General features: G+C 51.6%; 21 protein-coding genes. 17 read left to right on the top strand and 4 right to left on the bottom strand.

Translation table 11 applies throughout. From position 1 onward, the window contains the following. Positions 1 to 19: 19 nt before the first annotated feature. Together OEW58_00825 and OEW58_00820 are read right to left on the bottom strand one after the other, a co-directional pair. Positions 20 to 1,189, bottom strand: a complete 1,170-nt coding sequence (locus OEW58_00825; GenBank protein ID MDH5299893.1) for a FecR domain-containing protein — start codon at positions 1,187 to 1,189, stop codon at positions 20 to 22. Between the two features lie 11 nt (positions 1,190 to 1,200). Continuing rightward, the gene (locus OEW58_00820; protein ID MDH5299892.1) at positions 1,201 to 2,490 is read right to left on the bottom strand and encodes a tetratricopeptide repeat protein; all 1,290 of its coding nucleotides are present in this window, start codon (positions 2,488 to 2,490) and stop codon (positions 1,201 to 1,203) included. A 486-nt stretch (positions 2,491 to 2,976) separates the two neighbouring features. Between OEW58_00820 and OEW58_00815 the strand changes: the two genes are divergently transcribed. The 7 genes from OEW58_00815 to OEW58_00785 all read left to right on the top strand — a co-directional run bounded on the left by OEW58_00815 (position 2,977) and on the right by OEW58_00785 (position 12,694). Then, positions 2,977 to 3,924, top strand: a complete 948-nt coding sequence (locus OEW58_00815) for a methyl-accepting chemotaxis protein (protein ID MDH5299891.1) — start codon at positions 2,977 to 2,979, stop codon at positions 3,922 to 3,924. 100 nt (positions 3,925 to 4,024) lie between these two features. Continuing rightward, the gene (locus OEW58_00810; protein ID MDH5299890.1) at positions 4,025 to 4,321 is read left to right on the top strand and encodes an STAS domain-containing protein; all 297 of its coding nucleotides are present in this window, start codon (positions 4,025 to 4,027) and stop codon (positions 4,319 to 4,321) included. A 15-nt stretch (positions 4,322 to 4,336) separates the two neighbouring features. Continuing rightward, positions 4,337 to 6,016 (top strand): fused response regulator/phosphatase, encoded by a 1,680-nt coding sequence (locus tag OEW58_00805; GenBank protein ID MDH5299889.1) that lies wholly within the window; start codon positions 4,337 to 4,339, stop codon positions 6,014 to 6,016. A gap of 157 nt (positions 6,017 to 6,173) precedes the next feature. After that, a complete protein-coding gene (locus OEW58_00800; protein MDH5299888.1) occupies positions 6,174 to 6,812 on the top strand; it encodes a response regulator transcription factor in 639 nt (212 codons plus the stop codon). Positions 6,813 to 6,854: 42 nt separating this feature from the next. Continuing rightward, on the top strand, positions 6,855 to 9,080 hold the full coding sequence (locus OEW58_00795; GenBank protein ID MDH5299887.1) for a TonB-dependent receptor: 2,226 nt from the start codon (positions 6,855 to 6,857) through the stop codon (positions 9,078 to 9,080). Positions 9,081 to 9,098: 18 nt separating this feature from the next. Then, complete coding sequence (locus OEW58_00790) at positions 9,099 to 10,016, top strand: hypothetical protein (GenBank protein MDH5299886.1); 918 nt, start codon at positions 9,099 to 9,101, stop codon at positions 10,014 to 10,016. Continuing rightward, a complete protein-coding gene (locus tag OEW58_00785; GenBank protein ID MDH5299885.1) occupies positions 10,013 to 12,694 on the top strand; it encodes an ATP-binding protein in 2,682 nt (893 codons plus the stop codon). The genes OEW58_00790 and OEW58_00785 overlap by 4 nt, the downstream gene beginning before the upstream one ends. A gap of 17 nt (positions 12,695 to 12,711) precedes the next feature. Here the strand turns inward: OEW58_00785 and OEW58_00780 are convergent, their stop codons facing one another. Continuing rightward, positions 12,712 to 13,728 carry a folate-binding protein gene (locus tag OEW58_00780; protein ID MDH5299884.1) on the bottom strand — a complete coding sequence of 339 codons (1,017 nt, stop codon included), beginning with the start codon at positions 13,726 to 13,728 and terminating at the stop codon, positions 12,712 to 12,714. Between the two features lie 165 nt (positions 13,729 to 13,893). On the opposite strand from OEW58_00780, the gene sdhC reads away from it, so the two are divergent. From sdhC to OEW58_00750, 6 genes are read left to right on the top strand one after another with little or no spacing between them, the layout of a single operon-like run. Continuing rightward, positions 13,894 to 14,283 carry a succinate dehydrogenase, cytochrome b556 subunit gene (sdhC, locus tag OEW58_00775; protein MDH5299883.1) on the top strand — a complete coding sequence of 130 codons (390 nt, stop codon included), beginning with the start codon at positions 13,894 to 13,896 and terminating at the stop codon, positions 14,281 to 14,283. Further along, on the top strand, positions 14,280 to 14,612 hold the full coding sequence (sdhD, locus tag OEW58_00770) for a succinate dehydrogenase, hydrophobic membrane anchor protein (GenBank protein ID MDH5299882.1): 333 nt from the start codon (positions 14,280 to 14,282) through the stop codon (positions 14,610 to 14,612). The genes sdhC and sdhD overlap by 4 nt, the downstream gene beginning before the upstream one ends. Before the next feature lie 3 nt (positions 14,613 to 14,615). Beyond that, a complete protein-coding gene (sdhA, locus tag OEW58_00765; GenBank protein ID MDH5299881.1) occupies positions 14,616 to 16,379 on the top strand; it encodes a succinate dehydrogenase flavoprotein subunit in 1,764 nt (587 codons plus the stop codon). Between the two features lie 22 nt (positions 16,380 to 16,401). Beyond that, positions 16,402 to 17,109, top strand: a complete 708-nt coding sequence (locus tag OEW58_00760) for a succinate dehydrogenase iron-sulfur subunit (GenBank protein MDH5299880.1) — start codon at positions 16,402 to 16,404, stop codon at positions 17,107 to 17,109. Then, positions 17,109 to 17,378, top strand: a complete 270-nt coding sequence (locus OEW58_00755) for a succinate dehydrogenase assembly factor 2 (protein MDH5299879.1) — start codon at positions 17,109 to 17,111, stop codon at positions 17,376 to 17,378. Before OEW58_00760 ends, OEW58_00755 begins: the two co-directional genes overlap by 1 nt. Further along, positions 17,341 to 17,805, top strand: a complete 465-nt coding sequence (locus OEW58_00750; protein MDH5299878.1) for a hypothetical protein — start codon at positions 17,341 to 17,343, stop codon at positions 17,803 to 17,805. The genes OEW58_00755 and OEW58_00750 overlap by 38 nt, the downstream gene beginning before the upstream one ends. On the opposite strand, the gene nadB is transcribed toward OEW58_00750, so the two are convergent. Continuing rightward, positions 17,796 to 19,391 (bottom strand): L-aspartate oxidase, encoded by a 1,596-nt coding sequence (nadB, locus tag OEW58_00745; protein ID MDH5299877.1) that lies wholly within the window; start codon positions 19,389 to 19,391, stop codon positions 17,796 to 17,798. The two genes, OEW58_00750 and nadB, sit on opposite strands and share 10 nt — an antisense overlap. Before the next feature lie 216 nt (positions 19,392 to 19,607). Here nadB and rpoE point away from each other — a divergent pair, with 216 nt between their 5' ends. The 4 genes from rpoE to OEW58_00725 are packed head-to-tail and all read left to right on the top strand — an operon-like array spanning position 19,608 to position 22,945. Beyond that, positions 19,608 to 20,180: an RNA polymerase sigma factor RpoE gene (rpoE, locus tag OEW58_00740; protein MDH5299876.1), complete on the top strand. Its 573-nt coding sequence runs from the start codon at positions 19,608 to 19,610 to the stop codon at positions 20,178 to 20,180. Positions 20,181 to 20,197: 17 nt separating this feature from the next. Next, a complete protein-coding gene (locus tag OEW58_00735; protein MDH5299875.1) occupies positions 20,198 to 20,902 on the top strand; it encodes a sigma-E factor negative regulatory protein in 705 nt (234 codons plus the stop codon). A gap of 51 nt (positions 20,903 to 20,953) precedes the next feature. Further along, on the top strand, positions 20,954 to 21,442 hold the full coding sequence (locus OEW58_00730) for a SoxR reducing system RseC family protein (protein MDH5299874.1): 489 nt from the start codon (positions 20,954 to 20,956) through the stop codon (positions 21,440 to 21,442). Positions 21,443 to 21,496: 54 nt separating this feature from the next. Further along, the gene (locus OEW58_00725; protein ID MDH5299873.1) at positions 21,497 to 22,945 is read left to right on the top strand and encodes a DegQ family serine endoprotease; all 1,449 of its coding nucleotides are present in this window, start codon (positions 21,497 to 21,499) and stop codon (positions 22,943 to 22,945) included. Positions 22,946 to 22,976 lie beyond the last annotated feature (31 nt).

Here is a 22,976-nt window from a genome sequence, read left to right as displayed (position 1 = left end):
TGGCCTGAAATTTCACCGATTACTTAACCTGGGTGGTATAGGAAGCCAACGTGTAGTTAGCGTCACCTGACGCACTAGCAGTGCTAGATGTCATGTTGTAGCTGTAACTGGCGTCGGTAGCGATCCCTACGGTGTTGGTGGTTGTGCCGAGAGTGCCGCTGAATGTGCCAGCAGCAGCTTCCTGCGCCGTTCCACCAAAGGCGAAGTCGGTGATGCCGACGCTGCCGTCCAACGAACCAGAGAACTGGCCGCTGGCGATGTCCAAGGTGCCGCTGGTGCTACTGGCTACCCAATCGAAACCACTGGAAGCGTTGTTGATGCTGCCGCTGAAGGACGTGCTGACCGTGGCGGCGATAAAGTCGATATTCATCGAACCACTGCTTAACACACCGCTGTTGTTGAGGCCGTCGCTAATGGTGCCTGAGCTCAAGTCGTACGTACCGGTGCTGGCAACCAGAACTTCGGGCTGCAACAAGGTTTGCTGTACGGCCAGACCACTGTCGGCGACCACCATTGAGGTAGTGCTGCTGTCGGCAAGGGCGGTGTCGTCAGTACCTGTGCCGGTGCTGGCAAACAACAAATCACCAGGGGCGGCTGGCAGTGATGCAGGCTGGGTGGTGATGTCCTGCACGTAGCCGTATTCACCTGGATCCAGATTGACCTGGCCTACGTTGTTGCTGACGGTGATGCCGCCATCCATGACGCCAACATACAGACCGGCCTGGTTGCCGTTGCAGTTGGTGTCGCACAAGTAAGCGCTAAAGTCGGTACCACGAATTCCAATGGTGCCCACCACGGTGGTAACGCCATAGGATTTTTTGTTGTCGTGGCCGATCTTGCCGGTGATGGAGCGGAAGCCGCCTTTCACCAGGTTGTAAATGCTCTGATCGGTTTGTTTGTTTTTGTCGTACTGGAATTTTTCAATCACAAAACGACTGTTGGGACGCACAGCAATCAAGGTTCCATCTGCCATGCGTAGCTGCACCTGACCACGTTCGCTGGTGACAATGGTGTCGCCAGAGTTGAACAGGGCTCCCTGTTTCATTTCCACACTGCGGCCATCTGCAGATTCAATGTGCGCCTTGCCCAACACGAAAATGGCTTTGCCTGCTTCGGCAAACGCGTTAATGGGCAGAGCAATAATGCTCAGGATCATGGTGTGGCGAATAATCTCTTTGTAGGACAACATGGGTCACCTCCTTAGATGATTTGGTGACTGATAAAAACCATCGCCTGATTGCGATCGTAGTCGTACAGGTCGACACTGGATTGATTGCGCATAATGGTCAGGCTGGGGCCTGCAGTCCATTTAGCGCCTAACTTGTAGTTCAAACGCAGTGACGCTCCTACATTGTTATCGTTCCGATCGATGCCAAAAAACGTGCTGTCGTACACACTTTGGACATAATTGATCGAGGCGATTGTGTTGGTTTTGCCCTGATTCCACATAAAACCTAGTTGGGCTGCGTTAAATTGGCGGCTATAGGGGGACTGGTTGTCGATGGGGCGATCCTGACCAGTCAGTAAGGCCACGTTGCCGCTCAGGCTTCCCAATTGATAGGCGTAGCGCAGCCCACCGCTGTGCTGCTGGATGTTGCGAATGGCGTATTTGTCGTCATAACGGGTTTGGCCGGTTTTGACCGTCAGGGTCAGCGAGCCGGTGTCCAGGGTGTAGGCGTGGTTGAACTGTACGCTGGCCTGGCGGTTGTTTAGCTGTTGATCCACCTCGGTATGCATGGCTTGCAACACCCACTGCTCCTGGCTGCGACGGCTGGACTGATAGTTCAAACTGTTGGTGAGGCTGACGCTGTCGGTGTTGACGAAGCTGGCATCGCTAAATTCCTGGTGGAAAAACTGCGCAGAGGTTTCATTGCGCCATTTTTTGCTCAGGGGTAATGCCGCAGCGGCGCTGAGGAGCAGGCTGCTGGTATCCGAGGCGGTTGCCTGGCTATTGGTTGACAAATTGGCGCCCAGGAATTGGTCAATGTCAGTGGCGCTGTTGGCGTTGCTGTCGCGGCCTGCGCCCATCGATACCACCAGGGCGAAGTCTCGCTGTTGCTGACGTATGCCGTAATTGATTTGCCGCATGTACTGTTGGGCAATGTGGTACAGGGACGGATCGCGGGACACTGGCAGTTGGGTTAATTCGGTTTTAGCTTGGCGGAATTCGCCCAGTTCGATATAGGCACGCACCAAGGCCAGGCGGGCGTCAGTATCGTCAGGCTGGGTCAGTACGACCCGTTCGAGGGCGAAAACGGCTAAATTGGGTTTGTTGGCGGCCAGTGCTGCCTGGCCCAGCAGACGATCGTATTGAGGGTCGCCGGCATCGGCTGCCATGGTCTCTTCTAATAGTGCCAGCGCTTGCACGGGGCGGTGTTGGGCCAGTAGCGTGTTTGCTTGTGCCAATTGTGGAGAGTCAACCGCATGCGCGGTGGAACTCAGCAATAGCAAGAGTGTTGGCGCCAAGACCTGTATTCTAACCGTGATCATCATTCCCCCAGCAATCATATAGTTAAAGCGTTGGGCAATCTTGCAACGCCTCGGCATTCTTAGCGATCAATAACCTTGGTTTTGTAGATGTACGATGTCTAGCGAGTCACACTTTGGAGCGTTTCTATGACCGAGGTCTCACAAATTGCGGGCTTGAGACACAGTAACCACTGAACTAAAGGTTTTTGTCAGGTGTGCGCTATTGGTCTAACAAATAAGTTGTTTTTCTATGGAAATAACCCCAAAAAGCCCCGAAAAAGTATGACAATTTGGTTCGTGATTCTGTTGAGTACGACAGCGGTGGTCATGTTAGTGACGGTACCAGCACAACTCTATACTGTTGTTTGCAGTGTGGCGGCGTTGGCGGCGTGGGCGGCGGTTTATTATCGGGGTATTGGGCAGCGAGACAAACGGTTGGCTGAATTGCAGGCACAGCTGGTTGCTCACAAGGAAGAACCGATTTGCAATCAGGTGATGCGGGAAGCCATGCCGTTGATTGTTCAAACCAATCAGGCGGTGGATAAGGATTTGTTGCGGGCTCGCGAATTGTTGTCTGAGGCGGTAGGTGGGTTACAGGCCAGTTTTCGTGGTCTTAGTGCTCAGGCGGAAAGCCAGGTGAGTCTGGTCACGGAACTGGTACAAAAAAGTGCACCGGATTCGGTGGCTGATGGCAAGTCCATTAGTTTTAGCCAGTTTGCCGAAGAAACCAATGACGTGCTGGAAGTGTTTGTCGAGCAAATCGTTTCCAGCAGTAAGGACAGCATGGATATTGTCCATGCGGTGAATGATTTGTCGGCGAAAATGGCACACGTTGTAAAGTTGATCGGCGGTGTTCAATCGATTGCCGATCAGACCAACTTGCTGGCATTGAATGCGGCGATTGAAGCCGCACGAGCCGGAGAGGCGGGACGGGGATTTGCGGTGGTGGCTGACGAGGTGCGTGCCTTGTCACAGAGTTCCAACCGGTTTGGCGGTGAAATCCGCCAGGTGGTTGATCAGGCCATGCGTGATATTGCCCAGGTTCAACAGACGACCAGCAAGATTGCCTCAAAAGATATGACGTTTGCCATTACCTCGAAAGAACGGGTGGATCACATGCTGACTGAGGTAAGCACACTCAATCAGTTTATTTCAGAACGTTTGACCCGGGTGTCGGGGATGTCCAGTGAAATTGGCCAAAATGTGAATGATGCTGTGCGTGCTATGCAATTTGAGGATGTGGTGCGGCAACTGTTGGAGTACGTCGAAAGCCGGGTGTCGGTAGTATCTTCGTTACTGAATGATGTGGCTGCGGTGAGTTCGCACGAGGAAAAAGAGCAAATCCTGCAACGCTTGGCGCAGGAGAAAAAACAGCTGGCTGAAACGCGCAAGGGCGACCATTTTGTAAAGGTTCAGCAGACATCCATGGATCAAGGCGAAGTGGAACTGTTTTAGCTTCAGCAGTCATATTTTTTTTACAGTATATTCGTCATGTTATCTGCCGATACTGGTACAGACTCCATTTTTTACATTTAAACAACCAGGAGAGGAACGTATGCCTGTAGTAAGCAAGTTGGAGGGAAACAACGTAACGGTGACCATCCGTGGACGTTTTGACTTTAACGATCACACCTCATTCCGTGAGGCCTACCGCGATGCGCCACCCAGCGCAAATTACATCGTCGATATGGCGGATACCGAATATATGGACAGCTCTGCATTGGGCATGCTGTTGCTGTTGCGCGAACATGCGGGTGGTGATGATTCACGTATTACGATTTCTAGTTGCAGACCGGAAATAAAGAAAATACTGACGATTGCCAATTTCCAGAAATTATTTAACGTTAAATAATATCGCCCGGTTGGCATGAAGATTCTTATCGTCGATGATGAAAATACCAATTGCTTGGTGCTCAAAGGCATGTTGGAAAAAGACGGTCACAGTGTGATCGTCGCCGAGGATGGAGCGCAGGCAGTGGAGCGTTTTCGTGAAAACTCTCCTGAAATGGTGCTGATGGACATTATGATGCCTGTCATGGATGGCTATGAGGCGACGAAAATCATCAAGTCAATTTGCGGTGACGCTTTTGTCCCAGTCATTTTTCTCACGGCTCTGAGCGGTGAAGATGCCATGGTCAGTTGTATTGAACATGGTGGCGACGATTTCCTGCGCAAACCCTACGATAGAAATATCCTTCAGGCGAAAATCTCCGCCTTGTCTCGTATTCGTGAACTGTACAATACTGTTCACAAGCAAAATCTGGAGTTGCAGGCATTTCAGGAACACACCATACGCGAACATGAGGTGGCAGAAAAAATTTTCGAAAATGTCATGGTGTATGGCAAAAATCGCAAGGTTGAATGCGCCCAAACACTACGTCAATCCGCAGAAGCATTTAACGGCGACCTGGTGTTGGCTGCGGGTAATCCATCGGGTGGGGTTAATGTACTGGTAGGCGATTTTACCGGTCATGGTTTGGCTGCGGCGATTGGTGCACTACCCGTGTCCGATGTGTTTTACAAAATGACCAATAAGGGTTTTTCCATTGGTGAAATTGTGCCGGAGATTAACAGCAAGCTCCGCGATTTATTGCCGGCCGGCCGCTTTTTGGCAGTATGTTTATTGGAAGTGGATGCCGATTGTCGGCGATTACAAGTGTGGAATGGCGGTTTGCCTGATGTGTTGATTACGCGCGGCAATGAAGGAATTGTGCAGCGCATCGAATCCAATCAATTACCGCTGGGTGTGCAGCCAACAGCTTCGCTCTGCAGGGAGCCAGATGTACTGCAGATTGCGCCAGGTGATCGGGTGCATGTGTATTCCGATGGTGTGATTGAGGCGGTGAATGAGGCTGGGGTAATGTATGGTCAGGAGCAACTGGAAGCCCTGATTGAGCGTCCACAAACAAATTACGCAAGTGAATTGCAGGCTGAATTGGCGAGCTTTCGCGGTTTGGCACCGCAGGCCGATGACGTGACGTATACCTGCATCCATTGTGAACCGGAAAAAATGAATGCTAGTGAAAACAGTTCTCCCCATAGGTTGCGGCCGATGTCAGCCTGGAAAACCAGTATGGAGTTGGGGCACGATGCATTGCGTGACACCGATCCACTGCCGATTTTGTTGCAAATGGTGGCAGAGCTGCAGGGGCAATCCTCACATCGCGTGCATTTGTTTACCATTTTGTCAGAATTGTTTAACAATGCGCTCGAGCATGGCGTGTTGGGTTTGACCTCGGGGATGAAAAATTCCGAAGAAGGCTTTGCGCACTATTATGAAGAACGTGAAAAGCGTTTGCGCAACCTGAAAGAAGGGGCTATCCGGATCGAGTTGAAGAATATTCCGGTTGAAATGGGGGGATACCTGGAAATCCTGGTGTGGGACTCAGGTAAGGGGTTTAATGAGCACGAACTGAATCTTGCTGAGGGTGACGGCACCATTATGGCAGGCAGGGGGTTGGCGCTGGTTGCTGCGCTGTGTAGTAAGTTGGAATTTTCTCAAGCTGGTAATGCAGTTAAGGCCACATATCTGTGGAAAAATAGTTAGTCTTTGTCTCATCTCATTGAATATCTTGTCATTTCCTATTTTCATCCTAGAAATCTAGCCATATAGCTGCCTAAATGTCGTCGATAAGGCGACAATTTCAATGCTTTTACATATAATCTGGCGCTTTCTGCAGACCACAGAAGGCCCGGGGGGAATTTTGAAAATTTTGGTAGCTGATGACCATGGCTTGGTTCGGGAAGGCATTAAGCTTACCCTGGGGAAGTTGTCCCGCGAGGTCGAAATCATTGAGGCGACCAGTGGTGACGAAGTTTTACAGCAGATGCAACAAAACAGGGATGTGGACCTGCTGGTGCTGGATTTGTTCATGCCACAAACCGATGGATTTGCCTTGCTGGCGTTGCTTTGCAAAAACTTTCCTGACTTGCTGGTCGTGATTCTGTCGGCATCTGAAGATGTACATCATGTGCGCAAGGCAATCGATTGGGGCGCGTCGGGCTATATTCCAAAATCCGCATCCGAAGGCGAAATGCTGGCGGCGCTAGAGGAAGTGTTGCAGGGGGGCATTTATGTGCCCACGCAGACTTATTCCAGTGGTGTTGTCACAATTTCACACGGTGCAGCCAAGCATGATCTGCATTTTACCGGGCGACAAAAACAGGTGCTGGGCTTGTTGGGCGAAGGGCGAACCAACAAAGAAATCGCTAATTCTCTCGGTCTTTCAGAATACACCATCAAAATTCATGTCACCGCGATATTGAAATTGCTAGGTGCCACCAATCGAACCCAGGCTGTTATCGAAGCCAAACGGCTGGGGTTGTTACCCATCTCTGTGTAGTGTTAGTTATGCTTGTCGCAAATCCGATGCGTAGAGGTTAATGTGTTTTGTAAACGGTTTAATGCGCTCAACGGATTTGTCGCGCTTTCCCTGTCGCTGACAGGCATGCCTGTTTTGGCAATGGAAAACTCTCCCATCCATGAAATGGCGTTTGCCGGCGAGAGTGGTTTTCTTGCAGCGATGCCTGTCGTGTTGACGGCGACACGAATTTCTCAACCTGTGACTGAAACTCCCGCGTCAATGACGATTATTGATCGCGATATGATTCGTGCGTCAGGTTTTCGAGAGTTGGTGGATGTATTGCGTTTGGTGCCAGGCTTTCAAGTGGCGCATGGCAGTGGGAATTATTTTGTGCCGACCTATCACGGTTTGGTGGATGATTTTCCGCGGAGAATGCTGGTTCAGGTTGACGGTCGTTCGGTTTATCTGCCCATGCTTTCCAGCGTCGATTGGAATTACTTGGGTGTGGCGCTGGACGATATTGAGCGCATCGAAGTGGTGCGTGGATCAAATAACTCAGTCAATGGTTCCAACGCATTTTTAGGCGTAATCAATATTGTTACCCGTCAACCATTTCAGGATCCAGGGACCACGGTTGAAGTAGTTTCTGGCTCGCTGTATGCCGGTAACGTTCGTCAAGGATTGAGAAATCAAAGTGCAGATCAGACCTGGCGAGCGTTGGATGCACGGGAAATTTTCGTGCGGCAAGGTATTTTTGTGCGCAACTGGGACATGCGAGTGTCAGCCAGTTATCGTGAAGATCAGGGATTTTCCGGTGTGCATGACAGTAAATATATTCGCAATGTTTTTACTCGCGCGGTGGGGGATTTAGGAAATCATAGCCAGTTAGACGTGCAATTGGGGGTTAGTGAAGGGCGAACTGGCGTTGGCTATGAAAATGATCCCATGGATATCGGAAACCCGGTGCGCGATGTATCCACTCGAATGAATTATCAATCATTGGCGTGGAGTCGGGCGTTGACTGGTGGTGATGAACTCACTGTTCATGCTTACCACAATTACTACTATCAAAATGATACGCATATCTATGGGAAACTTTCGCAGGCGCTGAGTCATGAGCTGGGAACGCCAATGACCTCGGCAGATGTGGATATCATTTTTCCGGGAATCACGGATAAAAATATGATTGTTGGATACCTGGATGGTGAGGCAGAGCGCTACGACGTTGAGGCACAACGATTGTTACGGGCCAGTCAGGCATATGAGCTGGTGCTTGGAGCTGGGGTTAGGCAGGACAGTTATCGCAGTCAGTTAATGTTGACGAGTGACAAAACTATTTATGATCTGAGTGTTCGTTTGTTTGCCAATGTGAATTTGCATGTTGGCGATTCTATGCATGTCAATGTTGGTAACATGGTGGAGCATAACGATATTGTTGGTGCATTTTACTCCTCTCGCCTGGGGATGAATTATTCGTTAACGGATACCCGCGCTGTGCGCATGAGTTTTTCTCATAGTGAGCGTTCCCCGTCTCTGCTCGAAGCCAATGTGCTCCACAGTATAGTTCTTGAAGATGGTCAGGTTATTACTGTTAATCGCGTTGCTGCGGACGATGCCCGGACTGAAAAGCTCGGTACGATTGAAGTCGGGTTTGTGGAAAAATTTGAACGCTTAAATACAACGCTGGATGTCAAATTGTTCCGCGAACAGTTGCGCGATGCCATTTTTGATGCAACAGATCACGGTTATGCTGATCGTCCCGTCATTGTTGATAGTGGGGCGCTGAATAACAATAGTCCAAGTGGTGTGGCCGATGCGCCCGTAGATAACTTTCCGTTTGTATACCTTAATGGCGTAGATGCGAACCTGAATGGTGTGGAAGTGCAATTGCAGTATCGACCCCAGCGACATACCTTTGTTGGGTTGCAGTACAGTTATATCGATCCAGAAGCCACCCAGTTGCGTTTTATTAACTATCAGGGCGTGACTGCAAAAAATAAATTTCGTGATGTGAGTAATGGTGTCCCCTATCATACCTCCAGTTTGTTGGCCAGCTACCAGTTTCGCAATAAATGGGAACTGAGTGGTGGTGTGTATCGTATTACTGAAATGCGCTGGTTTGGGGATGGTGATCTTCTTCCCGCCTATCGTCGTATTGATGCCCGTTTAGGAAAAACGTTCAAAATAGATAATTTAAAAGCCAGGGTGGCGTTGGTTGTGCAAAACCTTGAGAAGGATTACGAGGAGTTTAGAGTGGAAAATAAATTTGGACAGCACGCGTATCTTCAGGGAAATTTTTCCTTTTAGTGTGCCGGAGTAGTTGATGTGAAGCGCGCGATATCGCAGCTTGTTTGGCTGTTGATGCTTTTGACGACAAACGTACTGGCTGACCAGGGGCAGACGGTCATTGTGATGTCGTTGCGAAGTCCTGCCTATGAGCAGGTTGCGCAACTGTTGACTGAAAATATGCAGTCGTATCAACGCCGGGTTGAGACGGTGACTCTGGAAAAATGGTCAGCGGAAGCATTGGGCGGCGCGGAAAATTACATTGCTATCGGAGGCCAGGCAACTCAATCCGTGTTGGAGCGTGCGCCAGGCAAGTTATTATTGTCAGTGATGATTACGCGATCTGCGTATCAGGTAATGCAGGCCAGACATGGGCATTTCAGTGCGATTTACGTCGATCAATCGCCGCAGCGGGTGATGGCGCTGGCCAAAGTGTTGTTGCCAGAGAAGAAAAACATAGGCTTGTTAGCCGGAAACAAAGAAAACTCTGTTGAGCCATCGTACCAGCAGGCTGCAATCCAATTAGGGATTCGTGCTGAATCCGCATTCATCGCTAGAGAGGATGTCGCCGCTACGGCGATTAATCAATTGCTGGAAGATAGTGAAGGCATTGTGGCGTTGCCGGATGCACTGGTGATGCAATCCAATACTGCCAAGTGGTTGTTGTATATGGCCTATCAGCAAAACGTTCCGGTCATTGGTTTTTCGCAGGCCTATGTGAAGGCTGGTGCATTGGCGGCGGTGTACTCATCCCCTGATGACTTGTCACGACAGGCCAATGAATGGCTGACCGGATATTTTCAAAAAAATATTCCAATGAGAGGCCGGGGAAGTTATCCGAAATATTATGATGTTGCTATAAATCGCTGGGTTGCGAAATCGATGTTACTTGATGTTCCCGATTCGGACGAGATTCTTCGGAGAATTGATCAACAAAGTCCGAGGGGGCAGCAATGAATTTGCGTGTCCGTCTGGTGATGTTGGCGGTGTTGCCAGTGCTGCTGGTAACGTTGATATTGGGTTTCTACATTGCATCTTCACGTATCGATGATGTTCGTAATGAGCTGGATGCGCGTGGAAAAATTCTGGTGAAAAGTTTGTTGCCGGTGGCGGAATATGGTTTGTTCACCGGAAATGAAAATATATTGCGCAATGCATGCGAAGCAACGTTGCGTGAGGATGACGTTTTGTCTGTGGCGGTGACTGACGCCAAGGGTGAATTTGTTTGGCATTCCTATCGGGACAATTTTATCGGTCGCCCGGCAGAGAGTGATGGAAAATTGTTGTATTTTCGTCAGGAGATCTATCGAACAGGTATGCAGGTGAGCGATTTCGCCGAAGAGCATCATTCGAGTGGCGATGCCCCGGCGCTCACGATGGGGTGGGTAGAGGTGGTGCTGTCCAAGGAGGCCAGTATTGAGCGCCAGCAAAACGAGTGGTTGAATGCGCTGGCGATTATGTTGGTAGGATTGTTTGCCAGTTTGATGCTGGGATTGCGCATGGGGCAAGGGGTGGCGATGCCGCTGATGGCCCTGACTCGCTCGGTTAAGCGCATGGAGCGTGGTGAATCCGATATTCGGGTAAAAGAAGATGCGTCTGGGGAACTGCTGAGTTTGCAGACGGGCTTTAATTCAATGGTGGATTCACTGCAAAAAGCCCATTCCGAATTGCAAAATCGTGTGCAGGAGGCAACTCGTGAACTGCAGCAAACACTGCAGGACATGGAAGGAAAAAATATCGAGCTTGAAAATGCGCGTCGCCAGGCGATGCTGGCTAGTATGGCGAAGACGGATTTCCTGGCAAAAATGAGTCACGAAATCCGCACGCCAGTGAATGCCATTCTTGGGTTCACCCGCCTGCTGAAAAAGAACCTTCGTGAAAAAGATCAAAATGCCGAATATGCTCAGACGGCAACTCGTGCGGCAGAGCAGTTGCTATTTATCATCAATGATATTTTGGACTTTTCCAAATTGGAATTCGGTGATGTGAAGTTGGAGAACATCGATTTTGATATTCGCGACAGTCTGGAAGATGCGATCAGTATGTGTTGTCCGCTGGTGCATGAAAAAGGTTTGGAATTGGTATTGCTGATAGATTCGGATGTGCCCGTGAAAGTGACGGGAGATCCGATGCGCCTGAATCAAATATTCTCTAATCTGCTGAATAACGCGGTGAAATTTACCAGCAAGGGTGGCGTTACTGCGCAGTTGTCACTGATGGAAAATGGTACAGACTATGTGTCGGTTCGGGTGGAAGTTCGTGACACAGGCATTGGCTTAAATCCTGTTGAACAGCGAGGTCTGTTTAAGGCGTTTTCTCAGGCCGACAATACGATTACCCGTCGCTTTGGAGGAACTGGTTTGGGATTATCGATCGCTCGTCGTTTTGTTGAGCTGATGGATGGTTCGATTGGCGTTACCAGTGAGCCAGGCATGGGAGCAACATTCTGGTTTGAAGTGCGATTAGGCAAGCAGAAAAATGTCTTGCCGGATGATGTTTCGCCGATATTTGCCGGCCGCAATGCGGTGGTTTATGACGCACATCCCGTGGCGCGACGTTCGCTGCGAAATACCTTGGTTGGTTGGCAAATGCGGGTGCTTAATACTGGTGATGTTACAAAGCTCGAACACATGCTTGTTAATTCGGTGGACTTGCTGTTGTTGGGTTTGAATTCGGAAGAGGCTCAATCGCGCTCGTTGCAGTCGATGATCAGTCGCGTGCGCGAGGTTTATGCTGGCCCGATATTGCTGTTGCCTAATGTTGAGGAATTTTCATTACCTGCGCCGTTGAATTCGGACAATCACTTGATGGTTGTTTCCAAACCTGCGCGTCGTATGAGTATTTACCGTTGCGTTTCGCAATTGCTTAATGGTGAAGGGGAGGTCAATTATGCTGATGGTGTTGCAGAGGTTGGGCATGATCTTCCCATGGAGAACTTCCGTGTTTTAGTGGCCGATGATAATGATTTCAATCTGATGCTGGTGTCCACGCTGTTGAAGCAGCGCTCGGTGCAGGTGATTGAGGCAAGAAATGGCGCTGAGGCGGTGCAAAAATTCGGCACTGAGGACGTGGATGTGGTGTTGTTGGATGTTCACATGCCTGGTGTGGATGGTATCGAAGCCTGTCGACAGATGCGGCAAAATTTTCCGCAGAAAAGAGTGCCGATCATTGCACTGACGGCTGATGTTTTTGCCGATCATGAGCAGCGTTTGTTGCGCGCAGGTGCGGATGATATTTTATTTAAACCGATCACTGAACAGCAATTGTGGAAAACCCTGGGGAAATGGTTGGCCTTGGATAGATTGAAAGCCGGTTCGGCAGAACAAACATTTGTGATGGCACAGCAGGTCAATGTTCCGGCAAGTTTGTTGCCTCAGTTGAAGCAGGAGTTGCCGCTGCATATTTCTCAAGCGATTGAAGCTTGCGAGCGGGAAGACATGGCTGCAGTGCATTCGAGTGTGCATAAGCTAAATGGTTTGGCGGGTTACTTCCGCTTACAGTCATTGCATGCCGAGATAAAGTCGCTGGAGCTGGATTTGTTGCAAATGAAGTATGACAACCTGTCAGCACGCTTATCGGCGGCCAAAGAAAATATCGCAGTACTGCTGACCGAAATGAGCGCGGAAAACAGTTAGTTTCCCGCGCGTTCCAGTTATTCGCCTAACGGCAGTTCATAGGGCTGAGGTAGCAAGGTGCACGCCTCGCCTTCGATGCTGTGTAAACGCAAATCGGCCTGGCAGCTTTTTATCTGCATGACGGCGAGAAAATCCTGGCCCCCTTGTTCGTTGGTTGCCGCACGAACTATTTCACCAATGCTTTGAGTATTGTCACTGTTGTGTTCAAACAATTTGTCGCCAGTCTGAACGGCGGTGCTGCTGGTGCGAAGCAGGTACATGCGCTTTTTTTGTTTTCCCAGGTAATGGGTGCGCGCCACGATCTCCTGGCCGGTGTAGCAGCCTTTGTTGAAGCTGATGCCGCCGATCAGATCCAGGTTGGCCATTTGTGGTACAAACGCTTCCAGTGTGGTTTGATAAATGTCCGGTTGACCTGCACGGATTTCCGCTAGCTCCCATTGTTGTTCGGCGGCAGGGGATAAATGCGGCGTTAGCTGTGACCAGATGGTTTGCGCCTGATCCACAGGAACGAACAGTTCAAAGCGCGGCGATGCTCCCGCTGCGCGCAGAATCAGGATGCCTTGATGCTCCTGAAAACCACGCTCATCTGTTGGCGCAGGTAGGCCGGCGTGCTGCAGTTCGCTGGTGCTGCCAATGATTCCCAGGTGGACAAATTGCTCGCTGACATCGTCAATGACCACCGCTGAGCGCATCACAAACATTCGCAGTCGTTTGATGACTTGCGCAGCAATTTCGCCAGGGAGTCGCAGATAGAAATTTTCCTGGTGTTTGAAAAGAACAAAACAGCTGTACATCCGCCCTTTGGGGCTGTTGTAGCTGCTCAGTTGGCTGTTGCTGCCGTTAAGCTGGCGGACATCGTTACTGAATTGGCCCTGCATGAACGTAGCGGCGTCAGCACCGGAGATGCGGAATAACTGCCAGCGGTTGAGGGGGCAAATGCCCGCTTGACCAGTGGCGGATTCGAAACCGACGACCTGATCCTGCTCAATTTTTGCACCTTGCTGTTTTAGAAAGGTTTGCCATGCCTGTATCATACTGAAAATTACCTGCGATGTTTAAACTCTAAAATTGTAATCAATTTCCGGGGAGTTAAATACCATGTTATGTGCATGGCGACTGCTCGGTATAGAACTTGCTGAATTGTGGGTTAATTGGCGCTTACAGAAAATTCGCGATCATTGAGCTGAGTGAACGATAAAATGGAAACTTTACGCAAGCCCCCTCGACCCAAGCATCTGGATCTCACCAAGATCAGATTGCCCATCACGGGAGTTGTCTCGATTTTGCACCGCATTTCAGGGGTGTTATTGTTGCTGGCGCTGCCGTTTTTCATTTATCTATTGCAATTGTCGGTGAGCAATAGCGCGGGCTATGCCCAGGCGGAGGCGATTTTGTCGCATCCCTTGGGCAAGGTGGTGACGGTATTGTTGTGCTGGGCGATAGCACATCATTTTTTTGCGGGTATACGGTTTCTGTTATTTGATTTGGATGTTGCGACGTCCAAGGCTTCGGCACGGCGAGCGGCCGGCTGGGTGCTGGTTGCTGAGGTTGTGATTGTGGCATTACTGGTCATTGGGGTGGTGTTATGAGCTGGCGCGCTGGGGGTGTTCGGCCGTTCGTGTTGCAACGTGTCAGTGCGGTTTATCTGGCATTTTTCATCGTGGCATTTGCGGTGTGTATGCTGGTGGTTCGGCCGACGGATTACATCGCCTGGATGGCATTTTTGCAACAGCCGGTGATTGTGGTTGGGGTGGCATTGTTTTGGTTGGCGGCAATCAGCCATGCCTGGGTAGGAGGCCGCGACGTGATCATGGATTATGTGCATCCCGATGGGTTGCGCGTCGCGTTGTTGAGTCTGCTGGGCATGTTTTTATTGGCCATGTTGATCTGGGTTTTACGCATACTATTGGTGATCTAATCCATGAATATTCCAAGACGTCGATTTGATGCCCTTGTGATTGGCGCCGGTGGTGCTGGTATGCGGGCCGCGTTGCAGCTTGCACAGGCCGAGGCCAATGTGGCGGTGGTTTCCAAGGTCTTTCCTACCCGGTCGCACACGGTGGCGGCACAGGGCGGAGTCAATGCTGCGCTGGCCAACGTGCTGCCGGATAACTGGCATTGGCACATGTACGACACTATCAAAGGTGGCGATTATCTGGCTGATCAGGACGCAGTGGAGTACATGTGTCGGGCGGCTTCGCATCTGGTGTATGAACTGGAACATGCCGGCGTGCCGTTTTCACGTCTGGACAATGGCAAAATTTATCAGCGTCCGTTTGGCGGTCAGAGCCAGAATTTTGGTGGCGCACAGGCGGCACGGACGTGTGCGGCGGCAGACCGTACCGGTCATGCGATTTTACATTCTCTGTATCAGCAAAATCTGCGCGCCAAGACGCATTTTTTTGACGAATATTTTTCCATCGATTTGTTGCGTGATAAAGACGGCGCCATTCTGGGGGCGCTGGTGATGGAAATTGAAACCGGTGAGCCGCTGATTATCGAGGCCAAGACCACGTTGCTGGCCACCGGCGGTGCGGGGCGAATTTATCGCACCAACACCAATGCCAAAATTAACACCGGTGACGGTATGGCCATGGCGCTGCGCGCCGGTGTGCCGTTGCAGGACATGGAGTTTTTTCAGTTTCATCCCACCGGCATTGCCGGCAAAGGTATGTTGATCACCGAAGGTGCGCGTGGCGAAGGCGGTTATCTGCTGAACAAAGATGGCGAACGCTTTATGGAGCGTTATGCGCCCAATGCCAAAGATCTGGCCAGTCGCGATGTGGTCAGTCGTGCGATTTACACTGAGGTAAAAGAAGGTCGTGGCTGTGGTCCCAATGCGGATCATGTGCTGCTAAAGCTGGATCATTTGGGCAAAGAGGTTGTGCACAAACGCCTGCCGGGGATTTCCGAAACGGCGCGGACGTTTGTCGGCATTGACCCCGCTGAGGCACCGATTCCGATTTATCCTACTGCGCATTACACCATGGGGGGCATTCCGACCAATCGTTTTGGTCAGGTGGTGGTACCGTTTGGTAGTGTTGCCGAAGAACCCGTGCCTGGTTTGTATGCCATCGGTGAATGTGCATGCGTGTCAGTGCATGGCGCGAATCGCCTGGGCGGTAATTCGCTGCTGGACATCATCGTGTTTGGTCGTGCCGCAGGAAATCACATTGTCGAGTTTTTAGAAGATCATCGCTATCACCGTCCGCTGAATCAGGACAGTGTGGATCAGGCCATGGCACGCCTTACCCGTTGGGATCAAAAAGGCGATGGCGAGACAGTTGGTGGCTTGCGCGCGCAATTGCAAAAGGAAATGGAAGATCACTGCGGCGTGTTCCGCACCGAGGATATTCTCGCCGAAGGCGTTCGCCGCGTGCAGGCCCTGCGCGATCGGATGAAGGATGTGCGTCTGCAGGATCACAGTCGGATTTTCAATACCTCGCGCATAGAGGCGCTGGAGCTGGAAAACTTGATGGAAGTGGCGCTGGCGACGGTGCATTCTGCGCTGTACCGCAAGGAAAGTCGCGGCGCACACAGCCGGGTGGATTTCCCTACGCGTGATGACAAAAACTGGATGAAACACAGCCTGTATTTTATGGACGGACAGCGGATGAGCTACAAACCTGTGCGCACCCAGCCGCTAACGGTGGAAAGTTTTCCACCTAAAGAACGTGTGTACTAGACCCTGCCGAACAGACAAAGGAGTGACGATGCGCTTTTCCATCTATCGCTACAATCCAGAAACTGACAAAGAACCCTACATGCAGGACTTTGAACTGGATGATGCCGAGGTTCCACCCGGCACGATGTTGCTGGAAGTATTGAACAAGATCAAACTCAAGGATGAAACCCTGGGTTTTCGCAGCTCTTGCGGTGAAGGGGTGTGTGGTTCGGACGGGATGAACGTCAATGGTCGTAATCGCTTGTCGTGCATCACCCAGGTCAGTGAACTAGGTAATCATGTGGAAATCCGTCCACTGCCAGGAATGCCGGTGATTCGCGATTTGATTGTGGATCTGAGTCAGTTTTTCCATCAGTACAAATCGGTCAAACCCTATTTGATCACCCATGATGCGGAGCCTGAAATCGAGCGTCTGCAAAGTCCGGAAGACCGTGACAAGCTCGATGGCTTGTACGAGTGCATTCTGTGTGCGTGTTGCTCGACTTCGTGCCCGTCATTCTGGTGGAATCCGGACAAATTCCGTGGGCCGGCGGCATTGTTGCAGGCGGCGCGTTTTCTTGAGGACAGTCGCGATCAGGCAACGTCTGAGCGTCTGACCGAACTGGAAGGACCATACCGTTTGTTCCGCTGTCACACCATCATGAATTGCACCGATGTTTGTCCCAAAGGGCTCAATCCCAGCAAGGCGATCGGTGAAATCAAAAAGAAAATGGTTAAGCACATCATCTGATGGATACGATTATCGACGAACCAATGCTGTTATCGCCCGGCCGTCTGCGCTGGGCTTGTCGCCGCGGCATGCTGGAGCTGGACATTCTGCTGGAGAGTTTTTTGGAGAAGGGCTATGCTCGGCTGAGCATGGAGCAAAAGCTGGTTTTTCAGCAATTGCTGGATTTTCCTGACCAGGAACTGTTGGAATTGTGCCTGGGGAAAGTCCAGGCCGAATCCGACGAGTTACAGGATGTCATCGAAAAAATACGCCTCGCCGTTAAGTCTTGAGTTAACGCCTTCCAGGTTTTTATTCTCCCTGTTCGCTGGTTTGCATTTGCTGGCGATGGGGGTGATTTGGCCAACTACCTTGTCGTTGTCGATCAAAATACTGCTGAGCGCCGGCTTGTTGCTCAGCGGGGTTTATTGCGCGCTGAATTATGGGCTACGCCGATTTCCTTGGTCGGTGCGGGCATTGACCTGGGACGAGCATGATCAATGGTGGCTGTTGCGGCGTGATGGTCAGCGGCTGGCGGCCACTCTGGCCAACGACAGCCTGGTTCATCCTGGCTTGTTAATTTTGAATTTCTGCGTGGAGACGAAGCGCCTGCGTCATGTGGCGTTGATCATCGGCAAGCGTGAAGACGATGTTCAACGACGTTTGCGAGTGCGCTTGCGTTTGGCTGCGGTGCAAACACTCTCGCCGGATCAGGTTTGATCCGGTGTAAGTATGGTCGGGCAGGCTTGGGCGGGGTCGGTGTCCAGGTAATCCAGGGTGTAATGCAGACCGCGACTTTCTTTGCGTTCGCGGGCGCAGCGAATGATCAGTTCGGCGACCAGCAGCAGGTTACGCAATTCCAGTAAATCGTTGGTGACGCGGAAATTACCGTAATAATCGGCCACTTCCTGTTTGATCAAATCCACCCGTCGCTGCGCCCATTGCAGACGTTTGTTGCTGCGGACAATGCCAACGTAGTCCCACATACAGCGACGCAGTTCATCCCAGTTGTGGGCGATGGAAATTTCTTCGTCCGAGTCCGTGACTTGGCTTTCGTCCCACTCGGGCAGCGGTGCCGGCATGGGGCGATGTTGCAGGTTTTGTACAATGTCGTCAGCGGCGGCAAAACCAAACACAATACACTCCAGCAGTGAGTTGCTGGCTAGACGGTTGGCACCGTGCAGTCCGCTGTAGGCTACTTCGCCGATGGCGTACAAGCCGGCAATGTCGGTGCGGCCGTGCAAGTCGGCGACGACGCCACCGCAGGTGTAATGCGCTGCGGGTACGACGGGCAGGGCTTCCTTGGTCATGTCGTAACCGAATTCCAGGCAGCGCTGATAAATATTGGGGAAATGTCCCTGAATGAATTCTGTCGATTTGTAGCTGATGTCCAGCAGCACATAGTCGACCCCGACGCGCTTCATTTCGTGGTCGATGGCGCGGGCGACGATGTCGCGCGGGGCCAGTTCGCCCTGAGCATCGTACTTGTGCATGAACGGTTTACCATTGGGTAGCCGCAGTTTGCCACCTTCGCCGCGAATGGCTTCGGTGATCAAAAAGCTCTTGGCCTTGGGATGGTACAGGCAGGTCGGGTGGAACTGGATGAACTCCATGTTGGCGACGCGACAGCCGGCGCGCCAGGCAAGGGCTACGCCGTCGCCAGTGGAAACGTCGGGATTGGAGGTGTACAGATACACCTTGCTGGCCCCGCCGGTGGCGAGAATCACATTGCGTGCGCGGAAGACCTGGACGACTTGCTGGTCTTTGTCTAGAACGTAGGCACCCAAACAATTTCCATGGTTTTGCTGAACTTTTTTGCCGGTAATCAGGTCTACGACGATGTGGTGCTCAAACAAATCGATGTTGGCATGAGCGCGTGCGCGAGCTTCCAGGCTGGTCTCTATGGCTCTGCCGGTCGCGTCATCGGCATGGGCGACGCGGCGGTGGCTGTGGCCGCCTTCGCGGGTCAGGTGGTAGTCGGAGTCGTCATCTTTGCGGGTAAACATGACACCTTGTTTAACCAGCCATTCTACTGCTTGTTTCCCGTGGGTTGCCGTATGGCGGACCGCCGCCTGGTCGCATAGTCCGGCGCCGGCGCGCAACGTGTCTTCAATGTGAGATTCGATGGTGTCATCGCCGTCCAAAACGGCGGAGATGCCACCTTGAGCATAGAGGGTACTCCCTTCTTTGAGGGGCCCCTTGGCCAGAACAGCGACGCGACAATGGTCGGCAAGCCTCAGGGCGGCAGTGAGTCCTGCAGCGCCAGCGCCGATGATAAGAACGTCGTGATGGTATTGGTCAGCCATGGATGTCGGTCGTCAGGGTCGAGTTTAAACTTGGATCTCAGGACGTAAGTATTAGTCTTGGAAAAAAACCGAGTATACTTTATCGGCGTCTTTGTTAGGAGTTTAAACAACGTGTTCCGATACCGATCGACTAATTTAAAGAACTAAATTTGATGCGAGTTGTCTATGAAATTGGCGAGTGGCAATGCTCATCAGCCAGAAACGGTGCAGGTGCCTATGTCTAACGGCGCCGACTATGAACTGGTGAAACGAGTTCAGAATGGTGACAAAAAAGCCTTTGATTTGCTGGTGCTTAAGTATCAGCACAAGATTGCGAAGGTGATTGGTCGCTATATTGCCGACCAGCACGAGGTGCTGGACGTGGCCCAGGAAGCTTTTATCAAAGCATATCGGGCTTTACCTCGGTTCCGTGGTGACAGCGAGTTTTACACTTGGCTGTATCGAATTGCGATCAATACCGCCAAAAACTTCCTGGTTGCCCAGGGGCGTCGACCCCCGGATGCCGATGTGGAAGCTGATGAGGCTGAGACCTATGAAGGCGCGTTTGCCATGCATGAACTGGCTTCGCCGGAGCGGTTGCTGCTCAAAGATGAGATCGAGGCCACGGTGTTTAGCGCCATTGAGCAGTTGCCCGAAGAATTGCGCACTGCAGTGACGTTGCGCGAGCTGGAAGGCTTGAGCTATGAGGAAATTGCAGTGGCGATGGATTGTCCGGTTGGAACGGTTCGCTCGCGAATTTTTCGTGCTCGAGAAGCGATAGACAAAAAACTTGCGCCCTTACTGGATTAGCGCAGAGGTAGGCAGACATGAAATTAGAAGAACAACTATCCCAGTTTCTCGATGGCGAGACGAATGCGGAGCAGTCCGCTCACTTGATTAAACAAATGCGTGATTCGCAGGCGCGCAAGACATGGGAACGCTATCACCTCATTGGTGATGCCATGCGCAAGGAATTGCCAGCTTCGCTGTCGTCGTCTTTGGCGGAGCGGGTGCGTTTGTCGCTGGAAAATGAGCCAACGCTTTTTGCGCCCAACGCGCTGAAACCGATCGAAGAGTCCAGCAATAATGTCGCGCCGATAGTGGCGCAAGCGCAGCCCGTGACAGCAAAATCATCCGCGCGTTTTGCGTGGGGAGCTGGTCTGGCGGCTTCGGTTGCGCTGGTTGGCCTGTTAGGTTTGCAGATGAATACTCCTTCGGAAACAGTGCTTGCGAGTGCGCCGATGGAAATGCAATCGGCGCCGATGGTGGTTACGGCGTCGCCTGTCACGGCTGTTCCTCAGGTGGTGATGGTAGCGGGTATCGATCGTCCCGTGGTAAAACCTGCTCCAGCCGTTATTTTGGCTGAGCAGAATCCGGTGCCCAATGGCAGCTGGAATCGATTAGATGTAGAGCAACTGCAATTCAGTCCCTACCTGAGTCCGACCAACGAGTTTTCCGTGGCACCTGGTGCTGTGGCCCCCTCTGCTCCGATGGCGCATGTAGCCAGCTTTGGTCAAAATAGGGCACAATAACCTGGTGTGAGCCACAGGGATGGCCCTGTGGTTTCAGATTTGGGAATATCTATGCTGGAAGAAACCGCTGTTGTTGTTGACGTGGAGGGCGATTTTGCGTGGGTGCAAACGCAGCGTCAATCCGCCTGCGGTAGCTGCGCGGCGAACAAAGGTTGTGGTACGGCGGTCGTGGGTAAAGCGATCGGCAACAAGCTGACGCGGGTGCGTGCGATCAATCGTGCCAATGCCAAGCGGGGTGATCAGGTGATTGTTGGCATTCAGCCGCAGGCGCTGGTGCGTGGCAGTCTGATCGTCTATCTTCTTCCGCTGTTGGGTCTGTTGGTTGGTGCTTTGTTCGGCGGAGTGGTTTTTCTTCTGCTGGAGCGAGAATACGTCGAAGGTTGGCGAGTGATATGCTCGCTGGCAGGCTTGGCTGCCGGATTTTGGGGGCTGGCGCGTTTTTCACGACGCATTGCGGAAAATTCAGCTTATCAAATGATTGTGTTACGTCGCAGCGAGTCACCGGTACATTTTGTGCCTTCTCAGAAAATCGAATTCTGATTATAACAATAAACTCTAATCTCCCCGATGAGATCACGTGAGTACGGAGAAGCTATGAACATATTGCGCAGTATAGGTTGGTGTCGAGTTTCCTTTTTGTTGGTGCTTGTGGGTTTGATATTGTTGCCGCAGATAAGCAATGCCGCTGAGTTGCCGGATTTCACCAAACTGGTTGAAGACAATGGCCCGGCCGTTGTTAACATCAGTACCACGCAGAAAGCACAGGCCAAATCCAATCGCCGGCTGCCGCCGAATTTTCCTGAAAATGGTCCTAACGACGACTGGTTCAAACATTATTTTGGTGAAGACGGTGTTCCAGGTGGGGATGGCGGCATGCCTCGTTCCGAGTCGCTGGGCTCCGGATTTGTGATTTCCAAAGATGGCTATATTCTGACCAATAATCACGTCATTGATGGCGCCGACAAAATTATTGTGCGCCTGAGTGATCGACGCGAGTTGGAGGCCGAGTTGGTGGGAACGGATCCGCGTGCCGATCTGGCGTTGCTCAAAATCAAAGCCAATAACCTGAGTGTGGTGAAAATTGGTCGCTCCAAAGATTTGAAAGTGGGCGAATGGGTGTTGGCTATCGGCTCTCCCTTCGGCTTTGATTATTCCGTGACCTCAGGAATTGTTAGCGCAAAAAAACGGGCGCTGCCCAGAGAAAGTTACGTGCCCTTCATTCAAACGGACGTTGCCATCAATCCTGGAAATTCCGGTGGACCGCTGTTTAACCTGCAAGGCGAAGTGGTGGGCATCAACTCGCAAATATACAGCCGTACGGGTGGCTACATGGGATTATCGTTTGCGATTCCCATTGATGTTGCGATGAATGTGGTCGAACAGCTCAAATCCAAAGGGCACGTGACGCGGGGCTGGTTGGGCGTGTTGATCCAGGATGTGACGCGTGAACTGGCCGAGTCATTCAAGATGGACAAGCCTCAGGGTGCGCTGGTTGCGCGAGTGTTACCCTCCAGTCCGGCAGAAAAGGCTGGACTGCAAGTGGGCGACATCGTGCTCAGTTTCAATGGCCACGAAATTGATCATTCCTCTGACTTGCCTCCGATGGTTGGTATAACCGAAGTGAACAAGAGTGCGCCGATGGAGATTATCCGTGATGGTAAAAAACGCACCGTCAGCGTCACCATCGGTGAACTGCCAGAAGAAGAGGAAAAGCCCGCCCGTGTCAGCAAAAAAGGCGGTGACAAAGACGCCGGTGAGCAGCGATTAGGGCTGGAGCTCAAGGATATTGATGATGAAATGCGCTCCCGCCTGGAGTTGAGTGCCAAGGGTGGGGTGCTGGTCGCCGATGTAAAATCCAGTGCTGCCCGTCAGGCAGGTGTTCGTCGCGGCGATGTCATACTGAAAATTGACAGACAAAATGTCAAAAACCTGGAAGGCTTTATCGCGATTGTTGATAAACTGGAAGACGGACGAGTGGTACCACTGCTAGTCAGCCGTCGCGGCAGCCCAATTTTCCTGGCGCTGCGGGTGGGTGAGGAGTAGGTTTTTTCTCAGTGAAATTTGAGAGCGAAGG

Source organism: Gammaproteobacteria bacterium (assembly GCA_029884425.1).
In the GTDB taxonomy this organism is placed as follows: domain Bacteria; phylum Pseudomonadota; class Gammaproteobacteria; order S012-40; family S012-40; genus JAOUHV01.
Note: the sequence above shows the minus strand (reverse complement) of the source record. Positions and strands in the feature narration are given on the sequence as shown.

What these genes read in the sequence shown, in the direction of transcription:
- OEW58_00825 (MDH5299893.1), bottom strand. Translation starts at nt 1,189, where the DNA reads ATGTTGTCCTACAAAGAGATTATTCGCCACACCATGATCCTGAGCATT.
- OEW58_00820 (MDH5299892.1), bottom strand. Translation starts at nt 2,490, where the DNA reads ATGATCACGGTTAGAATACAGGTCTTGGCGCCAACACTCTTGCTATTG.
- OEW58_00815 (MDH5299891.1), top strand. Translation starts at nt 2,977, where the DNA reads ATGCCGTTGATTGTTCAAACCAATCAGGCGGTGGATAAGGATTTGTTG.
- OEW58_00810 (MDH5299890.1), top strand. Translation starts at nt 4,025, where the DNA reads ATGCCTGTAGTAAGCAAGTTGGAGGGAAACAACGTAACGGTGACCATC.
- OEW58_00805 (MDH5299889.1), top strand. Translation starts at nt 4,337, where the DNA reads ATGAAGATTCTTATCGTCGATGATGAAAATACCAATTGCTTGGTGCTC.
- OEW58_00785 (MDH5299885.1), top strand. Translation starts at nt 10,013, where the DNA reads ATGAATTTGCGTGTCCGTCTGGTGATGTTGGCGGTGTTGCCAGTGCTG.
- OEW58_00780 (MDH5299884.1), bottom strand. Translation starts at nt 13,728, where the DNA reads ATGATACAGGCATGGCAAACCTTTCTAAAACAGCAAGGTGCAAAAATT.
- sdhC (MDH5299883.1), top strand. Translation starts at nt 13,894, where the DNA reads ATGGAAACTTTACGCAAGCCCCCTCGACCCAAGCATCTGGATCTCACC.
- sdhD (MDH5299882.1), top strand. Translation starts at nt 14,280, where the DNA reads ATGAGCTGGCGCGCTGGGGGTGTTCGGCCGTTCGTGTTGCAACGTGTC.
- sdhA (MDH5299881.1), top strand. Translation starts at nt 14,616, where the DNA reads ATGAATATTCCAAGACGTCGATTTGATGCCCTTGTGATTGGCGCCGGT.
- OEW58_00755 (MDH5299879.1), top strand. Translation starts at nt 17,109, where the DNA reads ATGGATACGATTATCGACGAACCAATGCTGTTATCGCCCGGCCGTCTG.
- OEW58_00750 (MDH5299878.1), top strand. Translation starts at nt 17,341, where the DNA reads ATGTCATCGAAAAAATACGCCTCGCCGTTAAGTCTTGAGTTAACGCCT.
- nadB (MDH5299877.1), bottom strand. Translation starts at nt 19,391, where the DNA reads ATGGCTGACCAATACCATCACGACGTTCTTATCATCGGCGCTGGCGCT.
- rpoE (MDH5299876.1), top strand. Translation starts at nt 19,608, where the DNA reads ATGTCTAACGGCGCCGACTATGAACTGGTGAAACGAGTTCAGAATGGT.
- OEW58_00735 (MDH5299875.1), top strand. Translation starts at nt 20,198, where the DNA reads ATGAAATTAGAAGAACAACTATCCCAGTTTCTCGATGGCGAGACGAAT.
- OEW58_00730 (MDH5299874.1), top strand. Translation starts at nt 20,954, where the DNA reads ATGCTGGAAGAAACCGCTGTTGTTGTTGACGTGGAGGGCGATTTTGCG.
- OEW58_00725 (MDH5299873.1), top strand. Translation starts at nt 21,497, where the DNA reads ATGAACATATTGCGCAGTATAGGTTGGTGTCGAGTTTCCTTTTTGTTG.